Source organism: Bradyrhizobium genosp. SA-4 str. CB756 (assembly GCF_000473125.1).
GTDB lineage: Bacteria > Pseudomonadota > Alphaproteobacteria > Rhizobiales > Xanthobacteraceae > Bradyrhizobium > Bradyrhizobium arachidis.
On sequence record NZ_KI421499.1, the window covers coordinates 2969997 to 2990226 of the forward strand.

17 protein-coding genes are annotated in these 20230 nt (G+C 65.4%); 9 read left to right on the forward strand and 8 right to left on the reverse strand.

Annotated features, from left to right (window positions below; all coding sequences use genetic code 11):
• Positions 1 to 117: 117 nt before the first annotated feature.
• Together BRAGE_RS0114660 and BRAGE_RS0114665 are read right to left on the reverse strand one after the other, a co-directional pair.
• Positions 118 to 2781: a glycosyltransferase gene (locus BRAGE_RS0114660; RefSeq protein WP_027559243.1), complete on the reverse strand. Its 2664-nt coding sequence runs from the start codon at positions 2779 to 2781 to the stop codon at positions 118 to 120.
• A gap of 217 nt (positions 2782 to 2998) precedes the next feature.
• Positions 2999 to 3595 (reverse strand): hypothetical protein, encoded by a 597-nt coding sequence (locus BRAGE_RS0114665; RefSeq protein WP_027559242.1) that lies wholly within the window; start codon positions 3593 to 3595, stop codon positions 2999 to 3001.
• A 231-nt stretch (positions 3596 to 3826) separates the two neighbouring features.
• Between BRAGE_RS0114665 and BRAGE_RS0114670 the strand changes: the two genes are divergently transcribed.
• On the forward strand, positions 3827 to 5482 hold the full coding sequence (locus tag BRAGE_RS0114670) for a beta-(1-6) glucans synthase (protein WP_092214223.1): 1656 nt from the start codon (positions 3827 to 3829) through the stop codon (positions 5480 to 5482).
• On the opposite strand, the gene BRAGE_RS0114675 is transcribed toward BRAGE_RS0114670, so the two are convergent.
• A complete protein-coding gene (locus BRAGE_RS0114675) occupies positions 5442 to 5822 on the reverse strand; it encodes a hypothetical protein (protein WP_027559240.1) in 381 nt (126 codons plus the stop codon). The two genes, BRAGE_RS0114670 and BRAGE_RS0114675, sit on opposite strands and share 41 nt — an antisense overlap.
• Before the next feature lie 102 nt (positions 5823 to 5924).
• On the reverse strand, positions 5925 to 7304 hold the full coding sequence (locus tag BRAGE_RS0114680) for a hypothetical protein (protein ID WP_027559239.1): 1380 nt from the start codon (positions 7302 to 7304) through the stop codon (positions 5925 to 5927).
• Positions 7305 to 7472: 168 nt separating this feature from the next.
• Here BRAGE_RS0114680 and glmU point away from each other — a divergent pair, with 168 nt between their 5' ends.
• The gene (gene glmU / locus BRAGE_RS0114685) at positions 7473 to 8828 is read left to right on the forward strand and encodes a bifunctional UDP-N-acetylglucosamine diphosphorylase/glucosamine-1-phosphate N-acetyltransferase GlmU (RefSeq protein WP_027559238.1); all 1356 of its coding nucleotides are present in this window, start codon (positions 7473 to 7475) and stop codon (positions 8826 to 8828) included.
• Positions 8829 to 8875: 47 nt separating this feature from the next.
• On the forward strand, positions 8876 to 9058 hold the full coding sequence (locus BRAGE_RS0114690; RefSeq protein WP_027559237.1) for a hypothetical protein: 183 nt from the start codon (positions 8876 to 8878) through the stop codon (positions 9056 to 9058).
• Between the two features lie 9 nt (positions 9059 to 9067).
• Here BRAGE_RS0114690 and BRAGE_RS0114695 read toward each other — a convergent pair whose 3' ends face one another.
• The gene (locus BRAGE_RS0114695) at positions 9068 to 9286 is read right to left on the reverse strand and encodes a hypothetical protein (RefSeq protein ID WP_027559236.1); all 219 of its coding nucleotides are present in this window, start codon (positions 9284 to 9286) and stop codon (positions 9068 to 9070) included.
• Positions 9287 to 9507: 221 nt separating this feature from the next.
• Here BRAGE_RS0114695 and glmS point away from each other — a divergent pair, with 221 nt between their 5' ends.
• The 3 genes from glmS to BRAGE_RS0114710 all read left to right on the forward strand — a co-directional run bounded on the left by glmS (position 9508) and on the right by BRAGE_RS0114710 (position 13143).
• On the forward strand, positions 9508 to 11334 hold the full coding sequence (glmS, locus tag BRAGE_RS0114700) for a glutamine--fructose-6-phosphate transaminase (isomerizing) (protein WP_027559235.1): 1827 nt from the start codon (positions 9508 to 9510) through the stop codon (positions 11332 to 11334).
• A gap of 79 nt (positions 11335 to 11413) precedes the next feature.
• Positions 11414 to 12181: a DUF502 domain-containing protein gene (locus BRAGE_RS0114705; RefSeq protein WP_027559234.1), complete on the forward strand. Its 768-nt coding sequence runs from the start codon at positions 11414 to 11416 to the stop codon at positions 12179 to 12181.
• 104 nt (positions 12182 to 12285) lie between these two features.
• A complete protein-coding gene (locus tag BRAGE_RS0114710) occupies positions 12286 to 13143 on the forward strand; it encodes an NAD(P)-dependent oxidoreductase (RefSeq protein WP_027559233.1) in 858 nt (285 codons plus the stop codon).
• Between the two features lie 10 nt (positions 13144 to 13153).
• Here the strand turns inward: BRAGE_RS0114710 and BRAGE_RS0114715 are convergent, their stop codons facing one another.
• The gene (locus BRAGE_RS0114715; RefSeq protein ID WP_027559232.1) at positions 13154 to 13675 is read right to left on the reverse strand and encodes an ATPase AAA; all 522 of its coding nucleotides are present in this window, start codon (positions 13673 to 13675) and stop codon (positions 13154 to 13156) included.
• Between the two features lie 136 nt (positions 13676 to 13811).
• Here BRAGE_RS0114715 and BRAGE_RS0114720 point away from each other — a divergent pair, with 136 nt between their 5' ends.
• The 3 genes from BRAGE_RS0114720 (at position 13812) to panE (ending at position 16150) form a co-directional block, all read left to right on the forward strand.
• Positions 13812 to 14201, forward strand: a complete 390-nt coding sequence (locus BRAGE_RS0114720) for a hypothetical protein (protein WP_027559231.1) — start codon at positions 13812 to 13814, stop codon at positions 14199 to 14201.
• 100 nt (positions 14202 to 14301) lie between these two features.
• A complete protein-coding gene (locus BRAGE_RS0114725; RefSeq protein WP_027559230.1) occupies positions 14302 to 15132 on the forward strand; it encodes a helix-turn-helix domain-containing protein in 831 nt (276 codons plus the stop codon).
• An 88-nt stretch (positions 15133 to 15220) separates the two neighbouring features.
• Positions 15221 to 16150: a 2-dehydropantoate 2-reductase gene (gene panE / locus BRAGE_RS0114730; RefSeq protein WP_027559229.1), complete on the forward strand. Its 930-nt coding sequence runs from the start codon at positions 15221 to 15223 to the stop codon at positions 16148 to 16150.
• A 45-nt stretch (positions 16151 to 16195) separates the two neighbouring features.
• Here the strand turns inward: panE and BRAGE_RS48585 are convergent, their stop codons facing one another.
• Both BRAGE_RS48585 and recG read right to left on the reverse strand, forming a co-directional pair.
• Complete coding sequence (locus BRAGE_RS48585) at positions 16196 to 17899, reverse strand: sensor histidine kinase (protein ID WP_231164031.1); 1704 nt, start codon at positions 17897 to 17899, stop codon at positions 16196 to 16198.
• 129 nt (positions 17900 to 18028) lie between these two features.
• The gene (gene recG, locus BRAGE_RS0114740) at positions 18029 to 20137 is read right to left on the reverse strand and encodes an ATP-dependent DNA helicase RecG (protein ID WP_027559228.1); all 2109 of its coding nucleotides are present in this window, start codon (positions 20135 to 20137) and stop codon (positions 18029 to 18031) included.
• Between the last annotated feature and the right edge of the window lie 93 nt (positions 20138 to 20230).

A 20230-nucleotide genomic window follows, 5' to 3' on the forward strand; every position in this document is an offset into this window, starting at 1 on the left:
CGGCGTCCGTGGCTTAAGGCGGATTTTTCAACCCGATTGGCGGCCCGTCATCCACGCCGAACTGCCACTTGCGGCTTCGGCGCGGAGCTTTTGTTCGCGCCGCAAGGCACGCGCCCCTCAGTTCGCCTCCCGCCGGACCTCGCTCGGCACCGGCTGCGGCGTGCCGGCGGGGGTCGGCAGGGCGACGGGGCGGAGGCCAATCAGCTCGGCGGTGCGGATCGCGCTGTCGCGCCAGAACTGGAACGAGTTGATGCGGCTGAGCTCGAGGATGGCGATCGCGACTGCCGCCAGGAACGGCAGGCTCTGCAGCACCAGCACGCCGGCGAAGATGTAGATCTCGGTGATCTGGCGGAAGCTGTTGGAGGCGACCAGCACGCCGGCGCCGACCAGCAGAAGGATGCCGATCACGGCCTCCCAGAACGCCTGGAACTCGATCGACATCCGCGACAGGCCGCCCTTGGAGGTGCGCGCGAAGGCAATGTGCTCGGTGATCAGGCCCTGCGCGACCGCGCGCGACACCGTCCATTGCACGCTCATCGCCGCGATCATGGCGCCCAGCATCTGGCCGGGTTTGATCGCGACGCGGGCGCGGTACATCGACAGGAAGTGCACCAGCGAGACGATGAAGGCGCCGATGATCGGCAGCGTCAGGATCTTGTCGGGGATTGCGATGTCGGCAAAGGCGACGATCGGCACCCAGACGAGGTTGAGCAGCGCCACGACCACGCCGAGGCTTTCGGCACCGAGCCAGTTCAGCCAGCCGAGGCCGTATTCGCGCTTCTGGTCCGGCGTCAGCCGGCTCTTGCCGGGCAGGAAGTGGCGCCAGTGCTTCTTGACGATCTGGAGGCCGCCATAGGCCCAGCGGTGACGCTGCTTCTTGAAGGCCTCGTAGGTGTCGGGAAGGAGGCCGCGGCCATAGCGGTGATTGGTGTAATGCGAGACCCAGCCGAGCTCCTGGATCGCAAGGCCGAGATCAGAGTCCTCGCAGATCGTGTCGGACGACCAGCCGCCGGCCATGTCCATCGCGGCACGGCGGATCAGGCACATCGTGCCGTGCACGATGACGGCGTTGACCTCGTTGCGCTGGACCATGCCGATGTCGAAGAAGCCGGCATACTCGCCGTTCATGATGTAGTGCATGATCGATAGGTCGCCGTCGCGATGCTCCTGCGGCGCCTGCACGAGGCCGACGCGCGGGTCGGCGAAAGCCGGCACGAGGTCCTTCAGCCAGTCGGGATCGACGACATAGTCGGCATCGATGATGCCAATGATCTCGGCATCGACGGCAGTGCGGTCCATCGCGATGCGCAGCGCGCCGGCCTTGAAGCCCTGCACCTTCTCGGCGTTGATGAACTTGAAGCGTTCACCGAGCGCGCGGCAATGGTCCTGGATCGGCTGCCAGAAGGCTGGATCCGGCGTGTTGTTGATGATGACCACGCATTCGTAGTTCGGATAGTTCAGCCGCGAGAGCGCATCGAGCGTCTGCTTCATCATCTCGACCGGCTCGAAATAGGCTGGGATGTGGATCGAGACCTTCGGATAGTAATTGTCAGGCACGTTCTCGACCGGCTTGCCCTTGGTGAGCAACCGCTGCAGCGGCCGGCCGAAGGCGACGGCCGCGATCTCGTCGATGCGCGCCATCGCAATGAGGACGAGCGGAACAAGGAGGATCATGCCGAGCGTCAGCGCGAAGGCCGAGCCGAACAGGAAGTAGTGCCCGTTCCAATAAGCGAACACCGTCGCGGCCCACGCGCCGACGCCATTGGCGGTCGCCGAGAGCAGGAACACCTGCGGCGCGGTCGGCTGCGACAGTCGCACGATCGGCAGCGACAGCAGGATGCCGACCAGCAGCGCGATTCCCATCAGCTTCCAGTAATCAGGGTTCTCCACTGGGCCGGTCCAGGCGAATTTCGGCTCGCGGCTGGCGTTGAGGATGCCCCAGTAAGGACCGACGCCGCCTTCGAAGAATTTCCAGGGCTGATCGATCGCTTCGACGATGTTGTATTCCATGCCAAGGGCTTCGGCACGGCCGACGAAGTTGCGCAGGGTCAGCGCCTGCTGGAACTGGCCGGGATCGGCATTGCGCAGATTGTAGCCGGCACTCGGCCAGCCGAACTCGGCGATCACGATGCGCTTGCCAGGGAACAGATCGCGCAGGAGGTTGTAACGGTCGACGGCCTGGTCGACCGCCTGGTCCGAGCGGAAATTTTCCCAGTAAGGCAGCACGTGAGCGGCGATGAAATCGGCGCTGGAGGCGAGGTCGGGATTGTCGCGCCAGATGTTCCAGATCTCGCCCGTCGTGACGGGGACACGAACCGCGCTCTTGACCTTCTTGATCTTGTTGATGAGGTCTTCGACCTTCTGCTCGCCGCGGAAGATCACTTCGTTGCCGACTACGATGCCGATCACGTTGCTGTTCTTGCGGGCAAGCTCGATGGCGGCCTTGATCTCCCGCTCGTTGCGATCCTCGTCCTTGTCGATCCACGCGCCGACCGTGACCTTGAGACCGAACTCGGCGGCAATCGGCGGCACCAGCTCGTTGCCCTCCGTCGCGGAGTAGGACCGGATGGCCCGCGTGAGGGTCGAGAGCTTCTTCATGTCCGCGCGAATCTTTTCGGGGTCGACGTTGTTGTCGACGACATGTCCCGGCTCAAACGGCGTGTAGGAGAGGCTCGGCAACAGGCCCTTAAAGTCCGGCGCGGGCTCCCTGTCGCGCAAGACTCCCCACAGCCCCGCATGAAGCACGGACACAAGCAACAGAACGGCGGCGACAACGCGCATCGCGGCTAAACCAAAAGGGGCTGAGGTGGCAGGGAAGCGGATCCGACCCCGAGATCCGACCGAGTCCGCGGCAAATGGAGCATACCTCCGCCGCGCGGTTTCACAACTGTCATGGCCTCATGTCCTTATGAGGGCATGGCCTTTTCAGGAAATGCGCGGCAGTGCCAACCGTCTCTTTGGAGGATCGTTCCTGAACGGCGGGTGAAAGTGCCTGCGACTATTTCGACGGCGCCGGCGTCGGGCTTGCCGCAGGCGAGGGGCTCGCGGCCGGCTGCGGAGCCGGCGAATTGCCTGGCGCCGCCGCCGCGGGCTGGGAGGCCGCGGCCGCCGCCTGCTGCGGCTGGGACGCCGGATTGATCCAGCAGGCGTGCACGCGGCTGTCCAGGGTCTCGGCGACCTTGGGATCGATCTGGCCGCCGAACCGGGTCAGGCAGCGGAAGGCGGCCTGGATGTGGCCGCCGGGGCAGCCGAAGCGGTCGTAGAGGTCGAGATGACGGAACGCGGTATCGAGGTCATCCCGCCACATCAATCGGACAACGCGCCGGCCGAGCCAGACGCATTCGGGGTTACCGGCCGGACCGTTGATGACCTGGGCGGCTTCGGCGAACTCGTCGGTGCGGCGCTGGTTCTGGGCGGCGTCCTTGGCGGCGGCATCGGCGGGCTGGGCGGCGGCCTTGCCCTGGTCCGGGGCCGGCGTGCCGCTCTGGGCGAACGCGCCACCGAAACCGACCATGACCACCAGGGAGGAAACGGCCAAGGTGGCGGCGAACTGCCGCAGGACCGCATTTCGTAACTGACGCACCCGTTGCCGCATGAATTCCCCAACTTCTCCACTGACCGCCCGCGTCAGGATCCCGCGGACGCGACGGTGATGGCGTCCAAATGGGTCTCCAATGCGGCGGAAAATTCCCGCCGAGTCCCATGACCTGTATTTGGAATTTTGTCCAGCAAAGTCACGATGCTAGGCCCCTGTCGAACGGCCGCAGGTAAATTCCTCGGGGGAGGGATGGATCCACGCCGGGTGCCCCCTTGGCAGACGGCGTGGATGCGGGTAATCGACGGCCCTTCGCGGAGGACGGAACCGATTTCTCTTCGTACGCCACTGGCGCTTCTGCTCGTCTCACTTGGGGTGATCGCTGCCGTGTGGTGGTGGCTTGCCACGCCGATCACGCTCGCGCGCGCCCCGATCGATCCCACCGAGAAGGTTCAATGCGTCTCCTACGCGCCGTTCCGCGGCGAGCAGTCGCCGCTGAACGCCTGGACTCACATTGAGGCCGATCAGATCGAGCAGGACCTGCGCCAGCTCAAGGAAATCACCGACTGCGTCCGCACCTATTCGATGGAGAACGGGCTCGACCAGGTGCCGGCGATCGCCGCCAAGGTCGGCGGCATCAAGGTGCTCCAGGGCATCTGGCTGTCCAGCAACCGCACCAAGAATTTCGAGCAGGCATCGCTCGCCGTCCGCCTCACCAAGCAATTCCCTGAGGTCATCACCGCGGTCATCGTCGGCAACGAGGTGCTGCTGCGCGGCGAGATGACGACGGCGGACCTCGTCTCGATCATCCGCTCGGTGAAGTCGCAGGTCAGCGTGCCCGTGACCTATGCCGACGTCTGGGAGTTCTGGCTGAAGAACCGCGAGATCTATGACGCGGTCGATTTCGTCACGATCCACATCCTGCCCTATTGGGAGGATTTCCCGGTGAAGGCGAAGTTCGCAGCCGCCCACGTCGAGACGATCCGCGAGCGCATGGCGGTGGCGTTTCCGGGCAAGGAAATCCTGATCGGCGAGACCGGCTGGCCGAGCGCAGGCCGCATGCGCGACGGCGCGCTGCCCTCGCGCACCAACCAGGCGCGCGTCGTCTCGGAAATCCTCAGCCTCGCAAAAGCGCAGAAATTCCGCGTCAATCTGATCGAGTCCTACGACCAGCCCTGGAAGCGCAAGCTAGAAGGCACCGTCGGCGGCTATTGGGGTCTCTATGACTCGGTGCGCAGGAACTTGAAATATCCGCCGGGCCAGCCGATCAGCAATTTCCCGTACTGGAAATGGTACATGGGCGCCGGCATGGGCCTTTGCGTGCTGGTGTTCGCGGTCGCGGGCCTCACGCTGCGGCGGCGGCCCTGGACGCCGCGCTTCCCGGCCTGGCTCGGCGTCGCCATCTCGGCGACCTCAGCGGGCATCCTGCTCGGGATCGGCGCCGACAAGATGTACTATGAGAGCTACGGCATCGGCGGCTGGGTGCATTGGGGCGCACTGCTGCTCGCCGGCATCCTGTCGCCGATCTTCTGCGCGCAGGCGATGGTGATCGGCCGGAGCCTGCCGACCTTCCTCGATCTGCTCGGCCCGCGCGAGGGACGCAAATGGTCGAAGCTGACGGCGGTGCTGGGTCTCACGCTGGCGCTGACTGCCGTGATCGCGGCGCAGACCGCGCTCGCCTTCGTGTTCGACCCCCGCTACCACGACTTCCCCTACGCTTCGCTGACGATGGCGGTGGTGCCGTTCGCGCTGTTGATGCTGAACCGGCCGCAGATCGGCCAGCGCCCGATCGCGGAAGCGGTGTTCGCAGGCGTGCTCGCGCTGTCGGCGGTCTATGTGCTGTTCAACGAGGGCCGCGAGAACTGGCAGTCGCTGTGGACCTGCGCGATCTATTTCTTGTTCGCGCTCACGCTGTGGCGGGCGCGGGCCGAGCAAATCCAAGAATGAGCAGGCCGATCGCAAGGCCCGACAGCACGACATTGTAGAGCACGATGCCGAGCCCGGCGGCGATGATGCCGACGGTGAGCAGCACGATCGAGGGCCGCATCAGGTTCAGCGTCGCCGCCACCAGCGCGACGATCCCGAACACCGAATTCTTGAACAGCACGGTCGAAACCGAGCGCGCCTTGCAGATCAGCGTCTGCAGGCCGGCGTCGCAGGCAAGCCCGACCGTCGAGAGTTCGATCCCGAGATAGCGCAAGTAAAGCGCATAGCCGACCGATGCGAAGCCGACGACGATCAGGAACTGGACCTGGTAGGGCGTGAGGCGGAAGGGCTTTTTTGTCATGGGGCCAATATGGTCGGGATGAAGGGAGGGGGCAACAGGGAGGGCCAGGTTTCCTGCGAATTGACGCAAGGGATGTCCGGCCAAATCAAGTGATCGGGATGACTACCGCCTGAAGAACGACGACAGCGTCGATCCAGCCGATGCCGTTTCCGGCTTCGGCGCCTGTGCGGCCGGCTGCTGGGGCGCCGCGGGGGCAGGCGCGGGTTCCTCGCGCTTTGATGAACGCTTTGAGGAGTAGCTGCGGCGGTGCTTCTCCGGCTTGGCGGCCGGTGCGGGAGCAGGGGCGGTCTCGGCTTGCGGAACGCCGTCCTGGTTCTTCTCGGAGTTTTTCTCCTGGACCCGGTCCTGAGATTTCTCCTGTCCCTTTTCCTGGCCCTTGTCCGAGCCGCCGCGCATCGACAGCCGCTGGCCGTCGAACACGGTGGTCTCGCAATGGCGGTCGTTTTCGGTGAGGCCCGCGCAGAGCTTTGCGGCGGCGGCGGCGTTGATCAGCGGGCCGGCTCCGAGGCGAAGCTGCATGCCGAGGCCGCTGCCGCCTTCCTTGATCATGATGATTGGCCGCAGGCCCGCAACCTCCGGGTTGGTCTTGGTCACGCCGCGCCAGAGCGCACGCAGGCCGTCGATCGAATTGGCGCCGCCGAGGTCGATCGCAAAGCGCGTCTGCTGGACCGCGATCGCCGGCGCCTCGCTCTCGGTAGCTTCCGGCGGCTTGGCTGACGCGGCCGCGATCTCGGTCGGGGCAGGCGCCGGCTCCGTCTTCTTCTCGGCGGCCTTCTCGGTCGCCTCAGCCTGCATCAATTTCGATGCGGCCGGATCGGGCGGGGCCATGATCGACTTGGACGGCACCAGCGCAATGACGGGCAGCGCCGAGGTCGTTGCCGGCGCCTGCTGCACCAGCGAGGCGGCGGCCGCGGTCTGCGGCGGCGGGCTTGCCGGCTCCTTTGCAGTGTCCTTCTGCGCGTCCTTCGCGGTGTCTCTGGACGCCTCGCTGCGCGGCTTGTCGCCGCCGGGGGCCGGCGTCGAGGCGACCGGCGCGACGCTGGGGGGCACAGGCGCGGCGTCCTGGGGCCTTGCCGCCTGCGGCGTCGCAGCGGTCTGGTTTGCGATGGCGCCGGTGACGGAATCGAGCCCTTGCTCCAGCACGGTGACGCGCGAATAGAGCCGATCGCGATCGGTGTTCAGGGTCTCGATGGCGGCAGCGAGCCGGCGCGCCTCGTTCTGGCTCTCCTTGGTCAGCAGCTGGAGCCGGTCGGCCTGGCGCACGAGATCGGCAGAGGCGACCTGGTCGCGCCGCCAGCCGAGTTGGGCCTGATTGGCCATCACCGCCACCACGACGGCGCCGACGGCCGCCACGCCCCACGTGCCCAGCCGCCACATCATGCGGCGGTCGAACGCACTTTCCTCGGCCAAAAGTCCGGAGAACAGCCCGCCGGTCTCCTTGGTGCCGAAGGCGTCCGCCAGTGGGTCGGAATCCTTTGCCATGAACGTTAAGTGCCCAGCCCCATCGGGCGTCCCCGAATCAATAGGGAACATTAACAGGAAAACCCACTCGCACTTGAATTCCGGGCGTTTGCGGAGGTAGCAAGGCGTCCATGAGGGCGGCTCGCCACCCGTCACGCAATTGATTCGGCCATATCTGACAGGATTCCGATGACCGCCCGCTTAAGCCTCACGATCGTGCTCGCCGCCGGCGAGGGCACGCGCATGCGATCAAGCCTGCCGAAGGTGCTGCATCCGGTCGCGCATCAGACGCTGCTCGCCCATGTGCTCGCCGCCGCGCCCAAGGGAACCGGCACCTCGCTCGCCGTGGTGATCGGCCCCGACCATCAGGCGGTCGCGGACGAGGCGAGGCGCATCAGGCCCGACGCGCTCACCTTCGTGCAGGCCGAGCGGCTCGGCACCGCGCATGCGGTGCTGGCGGCGCGCGAGGCGATCGCGCCGGGCGTCGACGATCTCCTGATCGCGTTCGGCGACACGCCGCTGATCTCGGCCGAGACCTTTGCGCGGCTGCGCGCGCCGCTGGCCAAGGGCGCTGCAATCGCCGCCCTCGGTTTCCGCGCCGCCGATCCCACTGGCTATGGCCGCTTCATCGTCGAGGGCGACCGCCTGGTCGCGATCCGCGAGCAGGCCGATGCCAGCGAGGAAGAGCGCAAGATCGACCTGTGCAATGCCGGCGTGATGGCGATCGACGGACGCCGCGCGCTCGACATCCTCGGGCAGATCGGCAATGCCAATTCGAAGGGCGAATATTATCTCACCGACGCGGTCGGCATCGTCCGCAAGCAGGGATGGGAGTCCGTGGTGATCGAGACCAGCGAAGACGAAGTGCGCGGCATCAACACCAAGGCGCAGCTCGCCGAGGCCGAAGCCGTCATGCAGACACGCCTGCGCAAGGCCGCGATGGAGGCCGGCGTGACACTGATCGCGCCCGAGACCGTTTATCTCTCGGCCGACACGGTGTTCGGCAAGGACGTGACCATCGAGCCGTTCGTGGTGATCGGGCCGGGCGTGTCGATCGCCGACGGCACGGTGATCCACTCGTTCTCGCACATCGTCGAGACCACGCTCGGCAAGAAGGTCTCGATCGGCCCCTATGCGCGGCTTCGTCCCGGCACCTCGCTCGGCGACGGCGCGCGGATCGGCAATTTCGTGGAGACCAAGGCGGCAACGCTGGAGGCCGGCGTCAAGGTCAATCACCTCTCCTACATTGGCGATGCCACCGTCGGTGCCAACTCCAACATCGGGGCCGGCACCATCACCTGCAACTATGACGGCTTCAAGAAGCACAAGACGGTCATCGGGCAGGGCGCCTTCGTCGGCACCAATTCCTCGCTGGTCGCCCCCGTCAAGATCGGAAATGGCGCCTATATCGGCTCGGGCTCGGTGATCACGCGCGATGTGCCTGATGACGCCATGGCGCTGGAGCGCAACCAGCAGACCGTCCGGGAAGGCGGCGCGACGCGCTATCGCGAGATGAAGACGGGCGGCAAGAAGCCGGAGAAGTGACTGGCGGAGTGCTAGGCTCTTCTGAGCGTCGCTAGGACTGCACGCTTATGGTCGAGTTCATCGGCAGCCTGATCGCTTTTCTCGTGGAGATATTCATTACGGCGACGGGACGAGGTGTGCTGAAGCTGTTCGGCGTGCGGCGCCCGCAGGAGATCGCCTCGCTGTTCGCAGGAATGGTGTTCTGGGGGCTCCTCGCCATCCTCGTGTTTGCCGCGGTCCTGAGGTGGTGAGGCGCGCCGCTATTCGTCGTCCGCGAATTCGGAGAAGATCGCGCGGGTCAGGCGCCAGCCACGCGGCTTGGCGCGCTTGGCCGGCTCGCCTTGCACATGCTTGACGAAGACCGGCTTGCTTTCCTTACCGCGCATCGGGGGCGGCCAATGCGCAAGGTGCGTGCCCGAGGTCTCGCTGGCACGCAGATACATCGACGACAGACCCTTGCGGTCGGATGAGCCTTTCATGGCCTTGTTCTCCTGACCGGAATCGTTGGCCAAACTTGTTGACAAGGCGTTAACGCGCGCGGTTAAAGGCCGGCCACATCGACGCAGACGGACGACGCGCCGTCATCGGCTGCTGTCGTAATCCGTCATAATTATTGAGTATCTGGTTCCTTAGGAACTTCGCTAAAAACCGAGCGCGTCGTTTAGGCGATTTTTCGACGATTTGGGGGATAGTGATCCGCATGTGCGGGATTGTCGGCATTCTCGGGCGCGAGCCGGTTGCAGAGCAATTGGTGGATTCGCTCAAACGTCTCGAATATCGCGGTTATGACTCCGCGGGGGTCGCCACGCTCGAAGGCAAGCATCTCGAGCGTCGCCGCGCCGAGGGCAAGCTGAAAAATCTGGAGAAGCGGCTGGAAGCCGAGCCGCTGAAGGGCACGACCGGCATCGGCCACACCCGCTGGGCCACCCACGGCAAGCCGACCGTCAACAACGCCCACCCGCATGCGACCGAGCGCGTCGCCGTGGTCCACAACGGCATCATCGAGAATTTCCGCGAGCTGCGCGAGGAGCTCGAGGCCAAGGGCACGGTGTTCCACACCGAAACCGACACCGAGATCGTGCTGCATCTCGTCGACGATTTGCTGACCCGCGGCAACAAGCCGGTCGAGGCGGTGAAGCTGACGCTGGCGCGCCTGCGCGGCGCCTTCGCGCTCGGCTTCATCTTCGCCGGCGACGACGATCTCATGATCGGCGCCCGCAACGGCCCGCCGCTCGCGATCGGCTATGGCGACGGCGAGATGTATCTCGGCTCCGACGCCATCGCGCTCGGCCCGTTCACCGACACCATCAGCTATCTCGAGGACGGCGACTGGGTCGTGCTGACCCGCAAGAGCGCCACCATCTTCGACAAGGACGGAAACGCCGTCCAGCGCGAGAAGATCAAGCACGCCGCCTCGACCTCGCTGGTCGACAAGGCCAATTACCGCCACTTCATGGCGAAGGAGATCCACGAGCAGCCGGAAGTGGTCGGCCATACGCTCGCGCGCTATGTCGACATGGCGACCGAGCGCGTCTCGCTGCCGGTCAAGCTGCCGTTCGATTTCAAGACCATCCAGCGCATCAATATCACGGCGTGCGGCACGGCGAGCTATGCCGGCTTCGTCGCAAAATACTGGTTCGAGCGGTTTGCGCGCGTGCCGGTCGAGGTCGATGTCGCCTCCGAATTCCGCTACCGCGAGGCGCCGCTGCGCAAGGGCGATCTCGCCATCTTCATCTCGCAATCGGGCGAGACCGCCGACACGCTGGCGGCGCTGCGCTACGCCAAGGCCGCGGGCGTGCACACGGTGGCTGTCGTCAACGTGCCGACCTCGACCATCGCGCGCGAGAGCGAAACCGTGCTGCAAACGCTCGCGGGACCTGAGATCGGCGTCGCCTCGACCAAAGCATTCACCTGCCAGCTCATGGTGCTGGCAAACCTTGCGATTGCCGCCGGCAAGGCTAGAGGCGAGCTGTCCGAGGAGGATGAGGTCAAGCTCGTCCATGGCCTCGTCGAGATCCCGCGCCTGATGGCGGACGCGCTCACCACCGAGCTTCAGATCGAGAAGCTGGCGCACAGGATCGCAAAATCCCGCGACGTGCTCTATCTCGGCCGCGGCACCAGCTTCCCGCTCGCGCTGGAAGGCGCGCTGAAGCTGAAGGAGATCTCCTACATCCACGCCGAGGGCTACGCTGCCGGCGAGCTCAAGCACGGGCCGATCGCGCTGATCGACGAGACCATGCCCGTTGTCGTCATCGCACCCTATGACCGCGTGTTCGAGAAGACCGTCTCCAACATGCAGGAGGTCGCCGCCCGCGGCGGCAACATCATCCTGATGACGGACGCCAAGGGCGCGGAGGAGGCGACGGTGGATTCGCTCGTCACCATCGTCATGCCGGATATGGCCGCGGCGTTCACGCCGATGGTCTATTCCGTTCCCGTACAGCTGCTCGCCTACCATACGGCGGTGGTGATGGGGACCGATGTCGACCAGCCGCGCAACCTCGCGAAATCGGTGACGGTGGAATAGGCAGAAGGGATCAGGCCGCACTCTTCCAAAACCTGCTAGAAGCCCCTAGCTTGTGTGCTGCGACCGACCTGGAACCCGAATGACCACCCGCGACGACGCGCCTGCGCCACTTGATCCCCTGCCGGAACCGCATACCGGCCTGATGGGCCGCTTCCGCAACTATTTCCTGACCGGCCTCGTGGTGACGGGGCCGATCGCGATCACGCTCTACCTGGTCTGGTGGTTCGTCACCTGGGTTGACGGCGTGGTGCGGCCGTTCGTCCCGCTGGCCTATCGCCCTGAAACCTATCTGCCCTACGGTGTGCCCGGCTGGGGACTGATTGTCGCATTCTTCACGCTGACGCTGGTCGGCTTCCTCGCGGCCAACCTGATCGGCCGGACGCTGGTCGATGTCGGCGAGACCTTCCTCGGCCGGATCCCGGCGGTGCGCGCCATCTATCGTGGCCTGAAGCAGGTGTTCGAGACGCTGTTCTCGGGCAAGGGGTCGAGCTTCCGGAAAGTGGGCCTGGTCGAGTTTCCCTCGCCGGGCATGTGGTCGATCGTGCTGATCTCGCAATCGCCGAACGAGGACATTTCGCGCAGCCTGCCGGGACAGGAGGAGCATGTCTCGGTGTTTCTGCCGTGCTCGCCGAACCCGACCACCGGGTTCTTCTTCTATGTGCCCAAGAGCAAGATCATCGAGGTCGATCTCACCGCCGAAGACGCCGCGACGCTGATCATGTCGGCCGGCGTGGTGCAGCCGGGCTCGGCGCCCGACCCGAAGAAGGCCGCCGCGCTCGCGGGCATGGCGAATGCGGCGCGCATTGCCAACGCCTCGCTCCAGCCGGAGCCTGCGAAGGCGGAGTAGGGCCATTCCCGCGCGGGATGGCCGCCTTCACGCAGGCATTCGCATCCTCTGTTATGCTTCAATCGAACTGAGCGCCTCGCTCGGGATTCGATTTGGAGTGCACGATGTCCAAAACCATTGCGATCCTCGCGCCCGGTGCCATGGGCAGCGCCGTGGCCCGCCGCCTCAGCGAGAACGGCGCGCGTGTGCTGACGTCGCTGAAGGGGCGCAGCGATGCGACGCTGAAGCGCGCGGCGGACGCCGGCATGATCGGCGCGGAGGACGATGCGATCGCGGACGCCGACATCATCCTCTCGATCGTGCCGCCGGGCGAAGCGGTGGCGCTGGCAGAACGACTGGCCGCGCTGATCGTGCGGCGTGAGAAGAAGCCGGTTGTGGTCGACTGCAACGCGGTCAACGTCGATACCGTGCAACGGATCGAGGAGATCATCGGCTCGGCGCAGGCGCCGTTCGTGGACGGCGGCATCATCGGCTTCCCGCCGCAGCCCGGCGGCAAGAGCCCGGCCTTCTACATGTCCGGCGAGTACGCCGGCGAATTGGCTGTGCTGAAGGATCTCGGTCTCGATGTGCGGATCGTCGAAGGCCCGGTCGGCGCGGCCTCGGCGCTGAAGATGTCCTATGCCGGCATCGTCAAGGGCCTTGCCGGCATCGGCTCGGCCATGGTGGTTGCGGCGACGAAAGCGGGCGCGGCGGATGCGCTGCGCGACGAGCTTGCGCTGAGCCAGCCCGCGGTCCTGGCCCGGCTCGAAGTCGCATTGCCGGACATGATCCCGAAGGCCTATCGCTGGGTCGCGGAGATGCGGGAAATTTCCGGCTTCCTCGGAGCCGATCATCCGGCGAGCCAGATCTACGAGGGCTTTGCGCGCTGGTTCGAGCATCTTGCCGCAGACGCGAATGGCGAGGCGGTGGATGCGGAGCTGCTGAAGGCGTTTGCCGCGCGGGTCACGCAGAAGAAACCCTGATCGGCCGGCTTCACTCGCCGTGCACTGAGACGGACTCCAGAAAGCCCTGGATGTCCCGGTCGCGCCTCAGGCGCACGACCGGGACATCAGGGCCATATTGCATGCGCTCGGCCTCGATGACCGGCACGCGCTCGACGTCGTACCGCCACGCTTCCTTCATCAGCTTCCAGTCGAACTGCTCCGGGCACCCTTCCGGCAAGTCGGGGCGCGTCGTGTCGCGATGGAAAGCGGAGCGCCAGAGAATGCGCCACTGGCAGACCAAGCGCGGGCGGTCGATGACGACGAGAACGTCCGCGCGAGCGATCGTGAGATCGAACGCCAGCCCCGAGAAGCTTCCGTCAATCACCCATGCCTCGCCCGCGATCGCATCCGCGACGCGCGTGCGAAAGCTGGTTTTGTCTGATGGCTTCCAGCCCGGCCGCCAGTAGAGCACGTCGAGATGCACCACCGGCAGCTCAAGCTTTCGCCCGAGCTTCACGGCGAGGCGCGTCTTTCCACTTCCCTGGGAGCCAACCACGATGATCCGGCGCATGAAGCGAAGGTTTCACGAAATCGGCTTCGGGGAAAGACCACGCGGTCCAAGGACCGCTTTATTACCTCGGATGTAATTGAGCCAATTCGTGCCCCGACTAGTCTTTCGGCCATCGTCACCGCGAGAGGAGAGAGACATGCAAGTCGTGTTCACGAAGAAGGAGCCGCCGCAATGGCTGCTCGACATGTGGAAGGAGATCGATGACAAGACGTTTGGACGAGGTTTCGACTGCTTCGCCGAGGATGCCGTCTGCAATCTCGGCGTCGCCGACTGGAAGGGTCGGGAAGCGATCCGCGCCAATTTGAAGGCCTTCATCGACACCGGCTTCACGGCGCTGCATCACGTCACCGAATATTGGGACGCCGGCTCGTTGAAGGTGTTTCGCGGTGTCGTGGACATGACCCCTGACGACCGCTCGATGAAGTCGGTGCATCCGACGATGACGCACTTCTTCTACATGGACGAGCGGGACGATACCAAGGTTCGGCACTGGGTGGGTGCCGTGGGGCCCGTCGCGTTCGGTTGATTGTCCGCCATCGGCGACCCACATGGTGCCTCGGGTGATCCGGGGCGCCATGGTTCGCGCGTTGGCGGCTCGGCATCATCGACAGGAGGATCGTTCGACAATGAAAGCGACTGCCGCCGCCCTCAGGGCCCGCGCGACATCCGCAGGCGCGCTGCTGCGCCAATGGCGGGACATTCGCGGCAAGACGCAGCTCGACCTGTCCTTCGATGCCGGTGTCTCGCAGAAGCATATCAGCTTCGTCGAGAGCGGTCGCAGCGTCCCGAGCCGGCAGATGCTGCTCGATCTCGCCCAGGCCCTCGACGTGCCCTTGCGCGAGAGAAACGAGCTGCTGCTGGCCGCAGGCTACGCGCCGTCCTATTCCGATCCCGCGCTCGAGGCGCCCGCCATGACCAGCATCAACCGCGCGCTTGGCCGCATGCTGCGTCAGCACGAGCCGTTTCCGGCCATGGTCATGGACCGGTATTGGAACGTGCTGATGACCAACGAGGCTGCGCCGCGTCTGTTCAACTGCTTCATTGACCTGTCGGCACGCCCCGTCCCAAGGAACCTGCTGCATCTGATGTTCGATCCCGACGGCATGCGCCCCTTCATCGCGAACTGGCCGCAGACCGCCAGCGGCCTGCTGGCCCGCGTCCATCGCGAGGCGGTCGGGCATGTCGTCGACGTCAGGACCAGGGCGCTGCTGGAGGAGCTGTCGCGCTATCCGGGCGTGAAGCCGGAATGGCGCGCGCCCTCGGCCTCCGATGCGATGCCGATGATACCGCTCAGCTTCGTCAAGGACGGCGTGAGGCTCGACTATTTCTCCCTGATCACGACCGTCGGAACGCCGCAGACCGTGACGGCCGAAGAGCTGCGGCTCGAATGCATGTTCCCCGCCAATGATGCGACCGAAGCCGAGCACGGCAGGTTCTTGCGCGCATATGCCGGGTGAGGGGCACTGCCCTCGCAATGACGATGAGGAGACGTCGCAAGCTCCATCTGCTACTCTCTTGCTGAAGCAGATGCATGCGGGAGTTCGAATGAGAGTGCTGGTGATCGGCGCGGGCGCGCTTGGCGGCTATTACGGAGCTTGCCTGGTCCGAGCGGGCGGCGACGTGACCTTTCTGGTGCGCGAGAAGCGGGCCGAGCAATTACGACGGAATGGATTGCAGGTCGTGAGCCCACACGGCGACTTCGCCGTGCAGCCGAAGCTTCTTGCGGCCAGCGATCTCAAGCACCCGTTCGACGTCGTGCTCGTCGGCGTGAAAGCCTACTCGCTCGATGATGCGATGAGCCAGTTTGCGCCCGCCGTCGGCCCCAACACGATGATCTTGCCGATCCTCAACGGGTTGAAACATATCGATGCCCTCAGCGCCAGGTTCGGCGCCGCGCGCATTCTCGGCGGGCTCGCGAACGTCAGTGCCGGACTCGATGCGGATGGTCGCGTCGTCCAGTTCATGGCCAATCAGACGATTGTTTTCGGTGAGATCGAGGGCGCGCTCAGTGAGCGTGTGTCCGCGCTGGAGACACTGCTTCAGGTCCCCGGTATCGACGTGCGCGCCAGCGAAGCGATCATGCAGGACATGTGGGAGAAATTCGTCCAGCTGAGCACGCTCGCCGGCATCACCTGCCTGATGCGCGCGAGCATCGGAGACATCCTGGCCGTGCCGAACGGTGAGCAATCGATCTTCCGCCTGTTCGCGGAATGCTGCGCTGTTGCGACGGCTTCGGGTTTCGAGCCGCGCGCGCCGTTCATCGAGTTTGACCGAAAGCTGTTCACGACGCTGGATTCGCCGCTGAAGGCCTCGATGCTGCGCGACATCGAGCGCGGCTCGATCACCGAGGCGGAGCACATCCTCGGCGATATGGCCAATCGCGCCGGTGCGCTCGGCATCGACACCCCGCTGCTCGATCTGGCGAGAGCGCATGTGGCGGCCTACGAGGTCGGTCGACGGCGGGCAGGGGGTTGAGCGCGCCCGATCAGCGGGACAAGCCGATGCCTGGCAAAGCGAGGCCTAGCTCGCTTCCATCAGCGTGACATCGTCCTCAGTCCTGTCGCGGGACGCGAACTGCATCACGCAGCGAAGCCCTGCTGGATTGAAGTCCAGGTTCACGGACCAGCCCGCCTCGCCCGTGAACATGCCGGTGATCATCTTTGTCCCGAAACCGCGGCGCGTGGGCTTGTGAACCAGCGGGCCTTCTCGTTCGGTCCAGGACAAGCGAACGAGGCCGGTCTCGTCCACCGTCCAGGATATCTGCAGCTTGCCCGATGCGACCGAGAACGCGCCATATTTGGCCGCGTTCGTGCTGAGTTCCTGGAGTGCGGCCGAAATCGCCAGGGTGAGCTTGGGCGGCAGCAGGATATCGGGGCCGTCAATTTCGAGACGTGCAGCCCCCGCGTAGGGGGCCAGCGTCTGCTTGACGATGGATACCAGGCTGACGCCGACCCAGTTGTTCTCGGTGAGGAGATTGTAGGCCTGCGACAGCGCCAGCAGCCGGCCTTCGAAGGCGGCGGCGTATTCGTTGAGGTCCCTTGAACTCGCGCGCGACAGGCGCGCGATCGACTGGACCGTGCCGAGCGTGTTCTTCACCCGGTGATTGATCTCGTCCAGAAGCGCTTTCTGCTGCTTCAGTGCGCCGGCGAGCTCGCTTCCGACCTGATGCAGCACCTTCTTCATCCGGTTGACTTCGCTGATCGTGCCGAGCTTTGGCGCCGTTGCGCCCGACCGCAAACCCGCGACGTATCGCTCGAGGTCGGCGAATTCCGCCAGGAAGCGGCGGGACAGCATTCGCGCGAGGCCCAATCCCAGCAGGAGCGTGAAAACCGTCAGCGCGGCGATCGATTCAGCCGTCCGGTGCAGCGGACCGTCGATGACGTCGCGCGAAACGGCAAGGTTGATCGACCAGCTGCTCTGATTGGATCGCAGCAGCGACGTGTAGGTGGGAACGCCTGTCCGCGAGACGGCCTCGATCCACCAGGCCGATGGCTGACCGAGATGGGCCATGACCGCGGGGATGGTCGTCTGTCCCACCAGATCGTCGCCATCGAGCAATGGCCGCCTTGCCAGCAGCAGTCCCTTCGCATCGACGATGCTGCCGACCATTCCGGCGGAGACGTATTCGTCCATCATCGATGCAAGATACTTTGTCGACAGTCCGATATTGAGCGCGTAGCGGATCTCGCCGCGGATGCGGACCGGCACGGCGATCGTGACGATCGTCTGCCCGTCGACCACGGCGCGCTGCAGCCCGGAGACCTGAGGCCGGCCGGTCTCAATCGCCCGGCGCTCGACGTCGAATTCGGTGCGCTTGGGCAAGGGGGCGTCGAGCGGGAGGCGCGTATTCGCGATCTGCTGGCCGTCGGGAGCATAAAGCACGATCGCCACGCCGCCGATCAGCTTGACCGCCTGGACGGCATGCTCCCTGAACTCCGCAAACCGCTCCTGCGACAGCGAGGGCGAGAGCGCGAGGACTTGCAGATCGTCGATGATGTTGGCGATCCGCAGATCGGCCGCGTTGCGCATGAGGCGCAGCCTGTCCTCGTACTCCGCCCGGGTGAGCTGGGAGGATTCGGCGACGAAATGGTAGGCGATGAAGGCCGCACACGCCGTGACCGGAACGGCGGTGGTGAGGGCCAGCAGCAGCAGATACGCGGAAACAGGCCAGGTCTGAAGCGACCGCCTGAACCAGACTCCCCATCGACGCCCCAAAGCACGCACCTGTCACCCACCCCTCGGCGAGGCTTATTCTCGCAAGCTGATTCCTCTCAAGGTACCGGCTTGGCTCCGGTGAGCAACATGCGATGTGTTGGAACCAACCGGCGGAACTTTTGTTCCGGCCGCGCCCTCTCAACCAGCTCCAATGAGCGGGATCGCCTCGTCGCGCTCGTAGAGATACAGCAGGCAGCGTAGCGCTTCGCCGCGCTCGCCCTTCAGCTTGGGATCGTCCTTGAGGATGCGCAGCGCCTCGTCTCTCGCCTGAGTGATGAGCTGGCCGTGCACCTCCGAGCGCGCAATGCGATAGCCGGGCAGGCCGCTCTGGCGCACGCCCAGCACGTCGCCTTCGCCGCGCAGCTTCAGATCCTCCTCGGCGATCCGAAAGCCGTCCGTGGTCTCGCGGATCACCTTGAGCCGTGCCTTCGACATCTCGCCGAGCGGCTCGCCATAGAGCAGGATGCAGGTCGAGGCCTCCGAGCCGCGGCCGATGCGGCCGCGCAGCTGGTGCAGCTGGGCAAGACCAAAGCGCTCAGCATTCTCGATCACCATGATGGTTGCGGCGGGGACGTCGACGCCGACCTCGACGACGGTGGTCGCGACCAGAAGGCCGATCTCGTGGGCGGCGAACTGGCCCATGACGCGGTCCTTCTCGGTGCCTTTCATTTGGCCGTGGACGAGACCGACACGGTCGCCGAAGCGCTTTTGTAAACTCTCGAAACGTTTGGTCGCATTCGTCAGGTGCTCGGTGCCTTCGGCCTCGGATTCCTCGACCAGGGGGCAGATCCAGTAGACCAGCTTGCCGGATTCGAGCGCGCGGCCGACACCCTCCATGACCTCGCTGATCCGGCTCATCGGCACCGCGCGGGTGTCGATCGGCTGGCGGCCGGCGGGCTTCTCGCGCAGCTCGGAAATGTCCATGTCGCCGAAATAGGTGAGCACCAGCGTGCGCGGGATAGGCGTGGCGCTCAGCACCAGAACGTCGACGGCTTCGCCCTTGGATGTCAGCGCAAGCCGCTCGCGCACGCCGAAGCGGTGCTGCTCGTCGACGATGGCGAGGGCGAGATCGCGGAAGATCACGTCGTCCTGGATCAAAGCATGGGTACCGACGAGCAGGTCGATCTCGCCTGCGGCAAGCTGGGCGATGATCTCACGCCGCTCCTTGCCCTTTTCCCGGCCGGTGAGGATCGCGACCCGCATGCCGGCGCGCTCGGCGAGCGGCGCGATGGTCTTGATGTGCTGGCGCGCCAGGATTTCGGTCGGGGCCATCAAGGCGGCTTGCTTGCCGACCTCGGCGACGGCCGCGGCCGCCAGCAGCGCCACCACGGTCTTGCCGGAGCCGACATCGCCCTGGAGTAGGCGCAGCATGCGCACCGGCTGCTTCAAGTCCTCGGCAATCGCCGCCGCGGCGCTGCGCTGGGACGGCGTGAGGGCATAGGGCAGGGCGTCGATGATCTTGTTGCGCAGATGGCCGTCGCCGGCGTTGCGCACGCCGGCGGGCCGTCGCAGTTGCGCGCGGATCAGCGCAAGCGCGAGCTGGCCGGCGAGCAGCTCGTCGAAGGCGAGGCGGGACCAGAAGCGCTGATCCGGCAAGATGTCCGTCAGCTCGACCGGCTGGTGCACGCGATTGAGCGCCTCCGTCACAGGCGGAAAATTGCAGCGGCGCATCACCTCCGGGCTGATCCATTCCGGCAGCGCCGGCAGCTTCTGCAGGGCCTGTGCGATCGCCCGGCGCAGCGAGCCGAGCGCTAGACCCTCCGTCAGCGGATAGACCGGATCGATCCCTGAGAGCTTCGAGATCGCCTCCTCGTCGAGCACGCGGTCGGGATGCACGATCTGCGGGATGCCGTCATACATCTGCAGCGTGCCGGAGACGTAACGCTTCTCGCCGACCGGCAGCAGCTTCTCGACATAGCCGGGCTTGGCACGGAAGAAGGTCAGCACGACGTCGCCGGTGTCGTCGCTGGCATAAACGAGGTAAGGCGCGCGCGAATTGCGCGGCGGGGGCGGGCGGTGGCGCTCGACGGTGACCTCCAGCGTCACCATGGTTCCCTGGACAGCGTCGCGGATCTTCGGCCGGGCCCGGCGGTCGATCACCTGGCTCGGCAGATGCAGCAGCAGATCGACCAGCCGCGGCGTCTCGCTCCGGCTGAGCAGATATTGCAGCAGCTTGTCCTGCTTCGGACCGACGCCGGGCAGGCTGGTCACGGGAGCAAACAGCGGATTGAGCAGGCTGGGGCGCATTCTCGCAACATTCGTCATGCGCGGGCCTGACCCGCGCATCCATCTTTTCAAGGACGATGGATTGCCGGGTCAAGCCCGGCAATGACGGTCCCC

Bases quoted from the DNA above. Each gene is read 5' to 3' on its own strand.
- BRAGE_RS0114720 (WP_027559231.1), top strand. From the start codon at position 13,812: ATGCAAGTCGTGTTCACGAAGAAGGAGCCGCCGCAATGGCTGCTCGAC.
- BRAGE_RS0114680 (WP_027559239.1), bottom strand. From the start codon at position 7,304: ATGGCAAAGGATTCCGACCCACTGGCGGACGCCTTCGGCACCAAGGAG.
- BRAGE_RS0114705 (WP_027559234.1), top strand. From the start codon at position 11,414: ATGACCACCCGCGACGACGCGCCTGCGCCACTTGATCCCCTGCCGGAA.
- BRAGE_RS0114690 (WP_027559237.1), top strand. From the start codon at position 8,876: ATGGTCGAGTTCATCGGCAGCCTGATCGCTTTTCTCGTGGAGATATTC.
- glmS (WP_027559235.1), top strand. From the start codon at position 9,508: ATGTGCGGGATTGTCGGCATTCTCGGGCGCGAGCCGGTTGCAGAGCAA.
- BRAGE_RS0114725 (WP_027559230.1), top strand. From the start codon at position 14,302: ATGAAAGCGACTGCCGCCGCCCTCAGGGCCCGCGCGACATCCGCAGGC.
- recG (WP_027559228.1), bottom strand. From the start codon at position 20,137: ATGCGCCCCAGCCTGCTCAATCCGCTGTTTGCTCCCGTGACCAGCCTG.
- BRAGE_RS0114675 (WP_027559240.1), bottom strand. From the start codon at position 5,822: ATGACAAAAAAGCCCTTCCGCCTCACGCCCTACCAGGTCCAGTTCCTG.
- BRAGE_RS0114695 (WP_027559236.1), bottom strand. From the start codon at position 9,286: ATGAAAGGCTCATCCGACCGCAAGGGTCTGTCGTCGATGTATCTGCGT.
- BRAGE_RS0114710 (WP_027559233.1), top strand. From the start codon at position 12,286: ATGTCCAAAACCATTGCGATCCTCGCGCCCGGTGCCATGGGCAGCGCC.
- BRAGE_RS0114665 (WP_027559242.1), bottom strand. From the start codon at position 3,595: ATGCGGCAACGGGTGCGTCAGTTACGAAATGCGGTCCTGCGGCAGTTC.
- glmU (WP_027559238.1), top strand. From the start codon at position 7,473: ATGACCGCCCGCTTAAGCCTCACGATCGTGCTCGCCGCCGGCGAGGGC.
- BRAGE_RS0114715 (WP_027559232.1), bottom strand. From the start codon at position 13,675: ATGCGCCGGATCATCGTGGTTGGCTCCCAGGGAAGTGGAAAGACGCGC.
- BRAGE_RS0114660 (WP_027559243.1), bottom strand. From the start codon at position 2,781: ATGCGCGTTGTCGCCGCCGTTCTGTTGCTTGTGTCCGTGCTTCATGCG.
- BRAGE_RS0114670 (WP_092214223.1), top strand. From the start codon at position 3,827: ATGCGGGTAATCGACGGCCCTTCGCGGAGGACGGAACCGATTTCTCTT.
- panE (WP_027559229.1), top strand. From the start codon at position 15,221: ATGAGAGTGCTGGTGATCGGCGCGGGCGCGCTTGGCGGCTATTACGGA.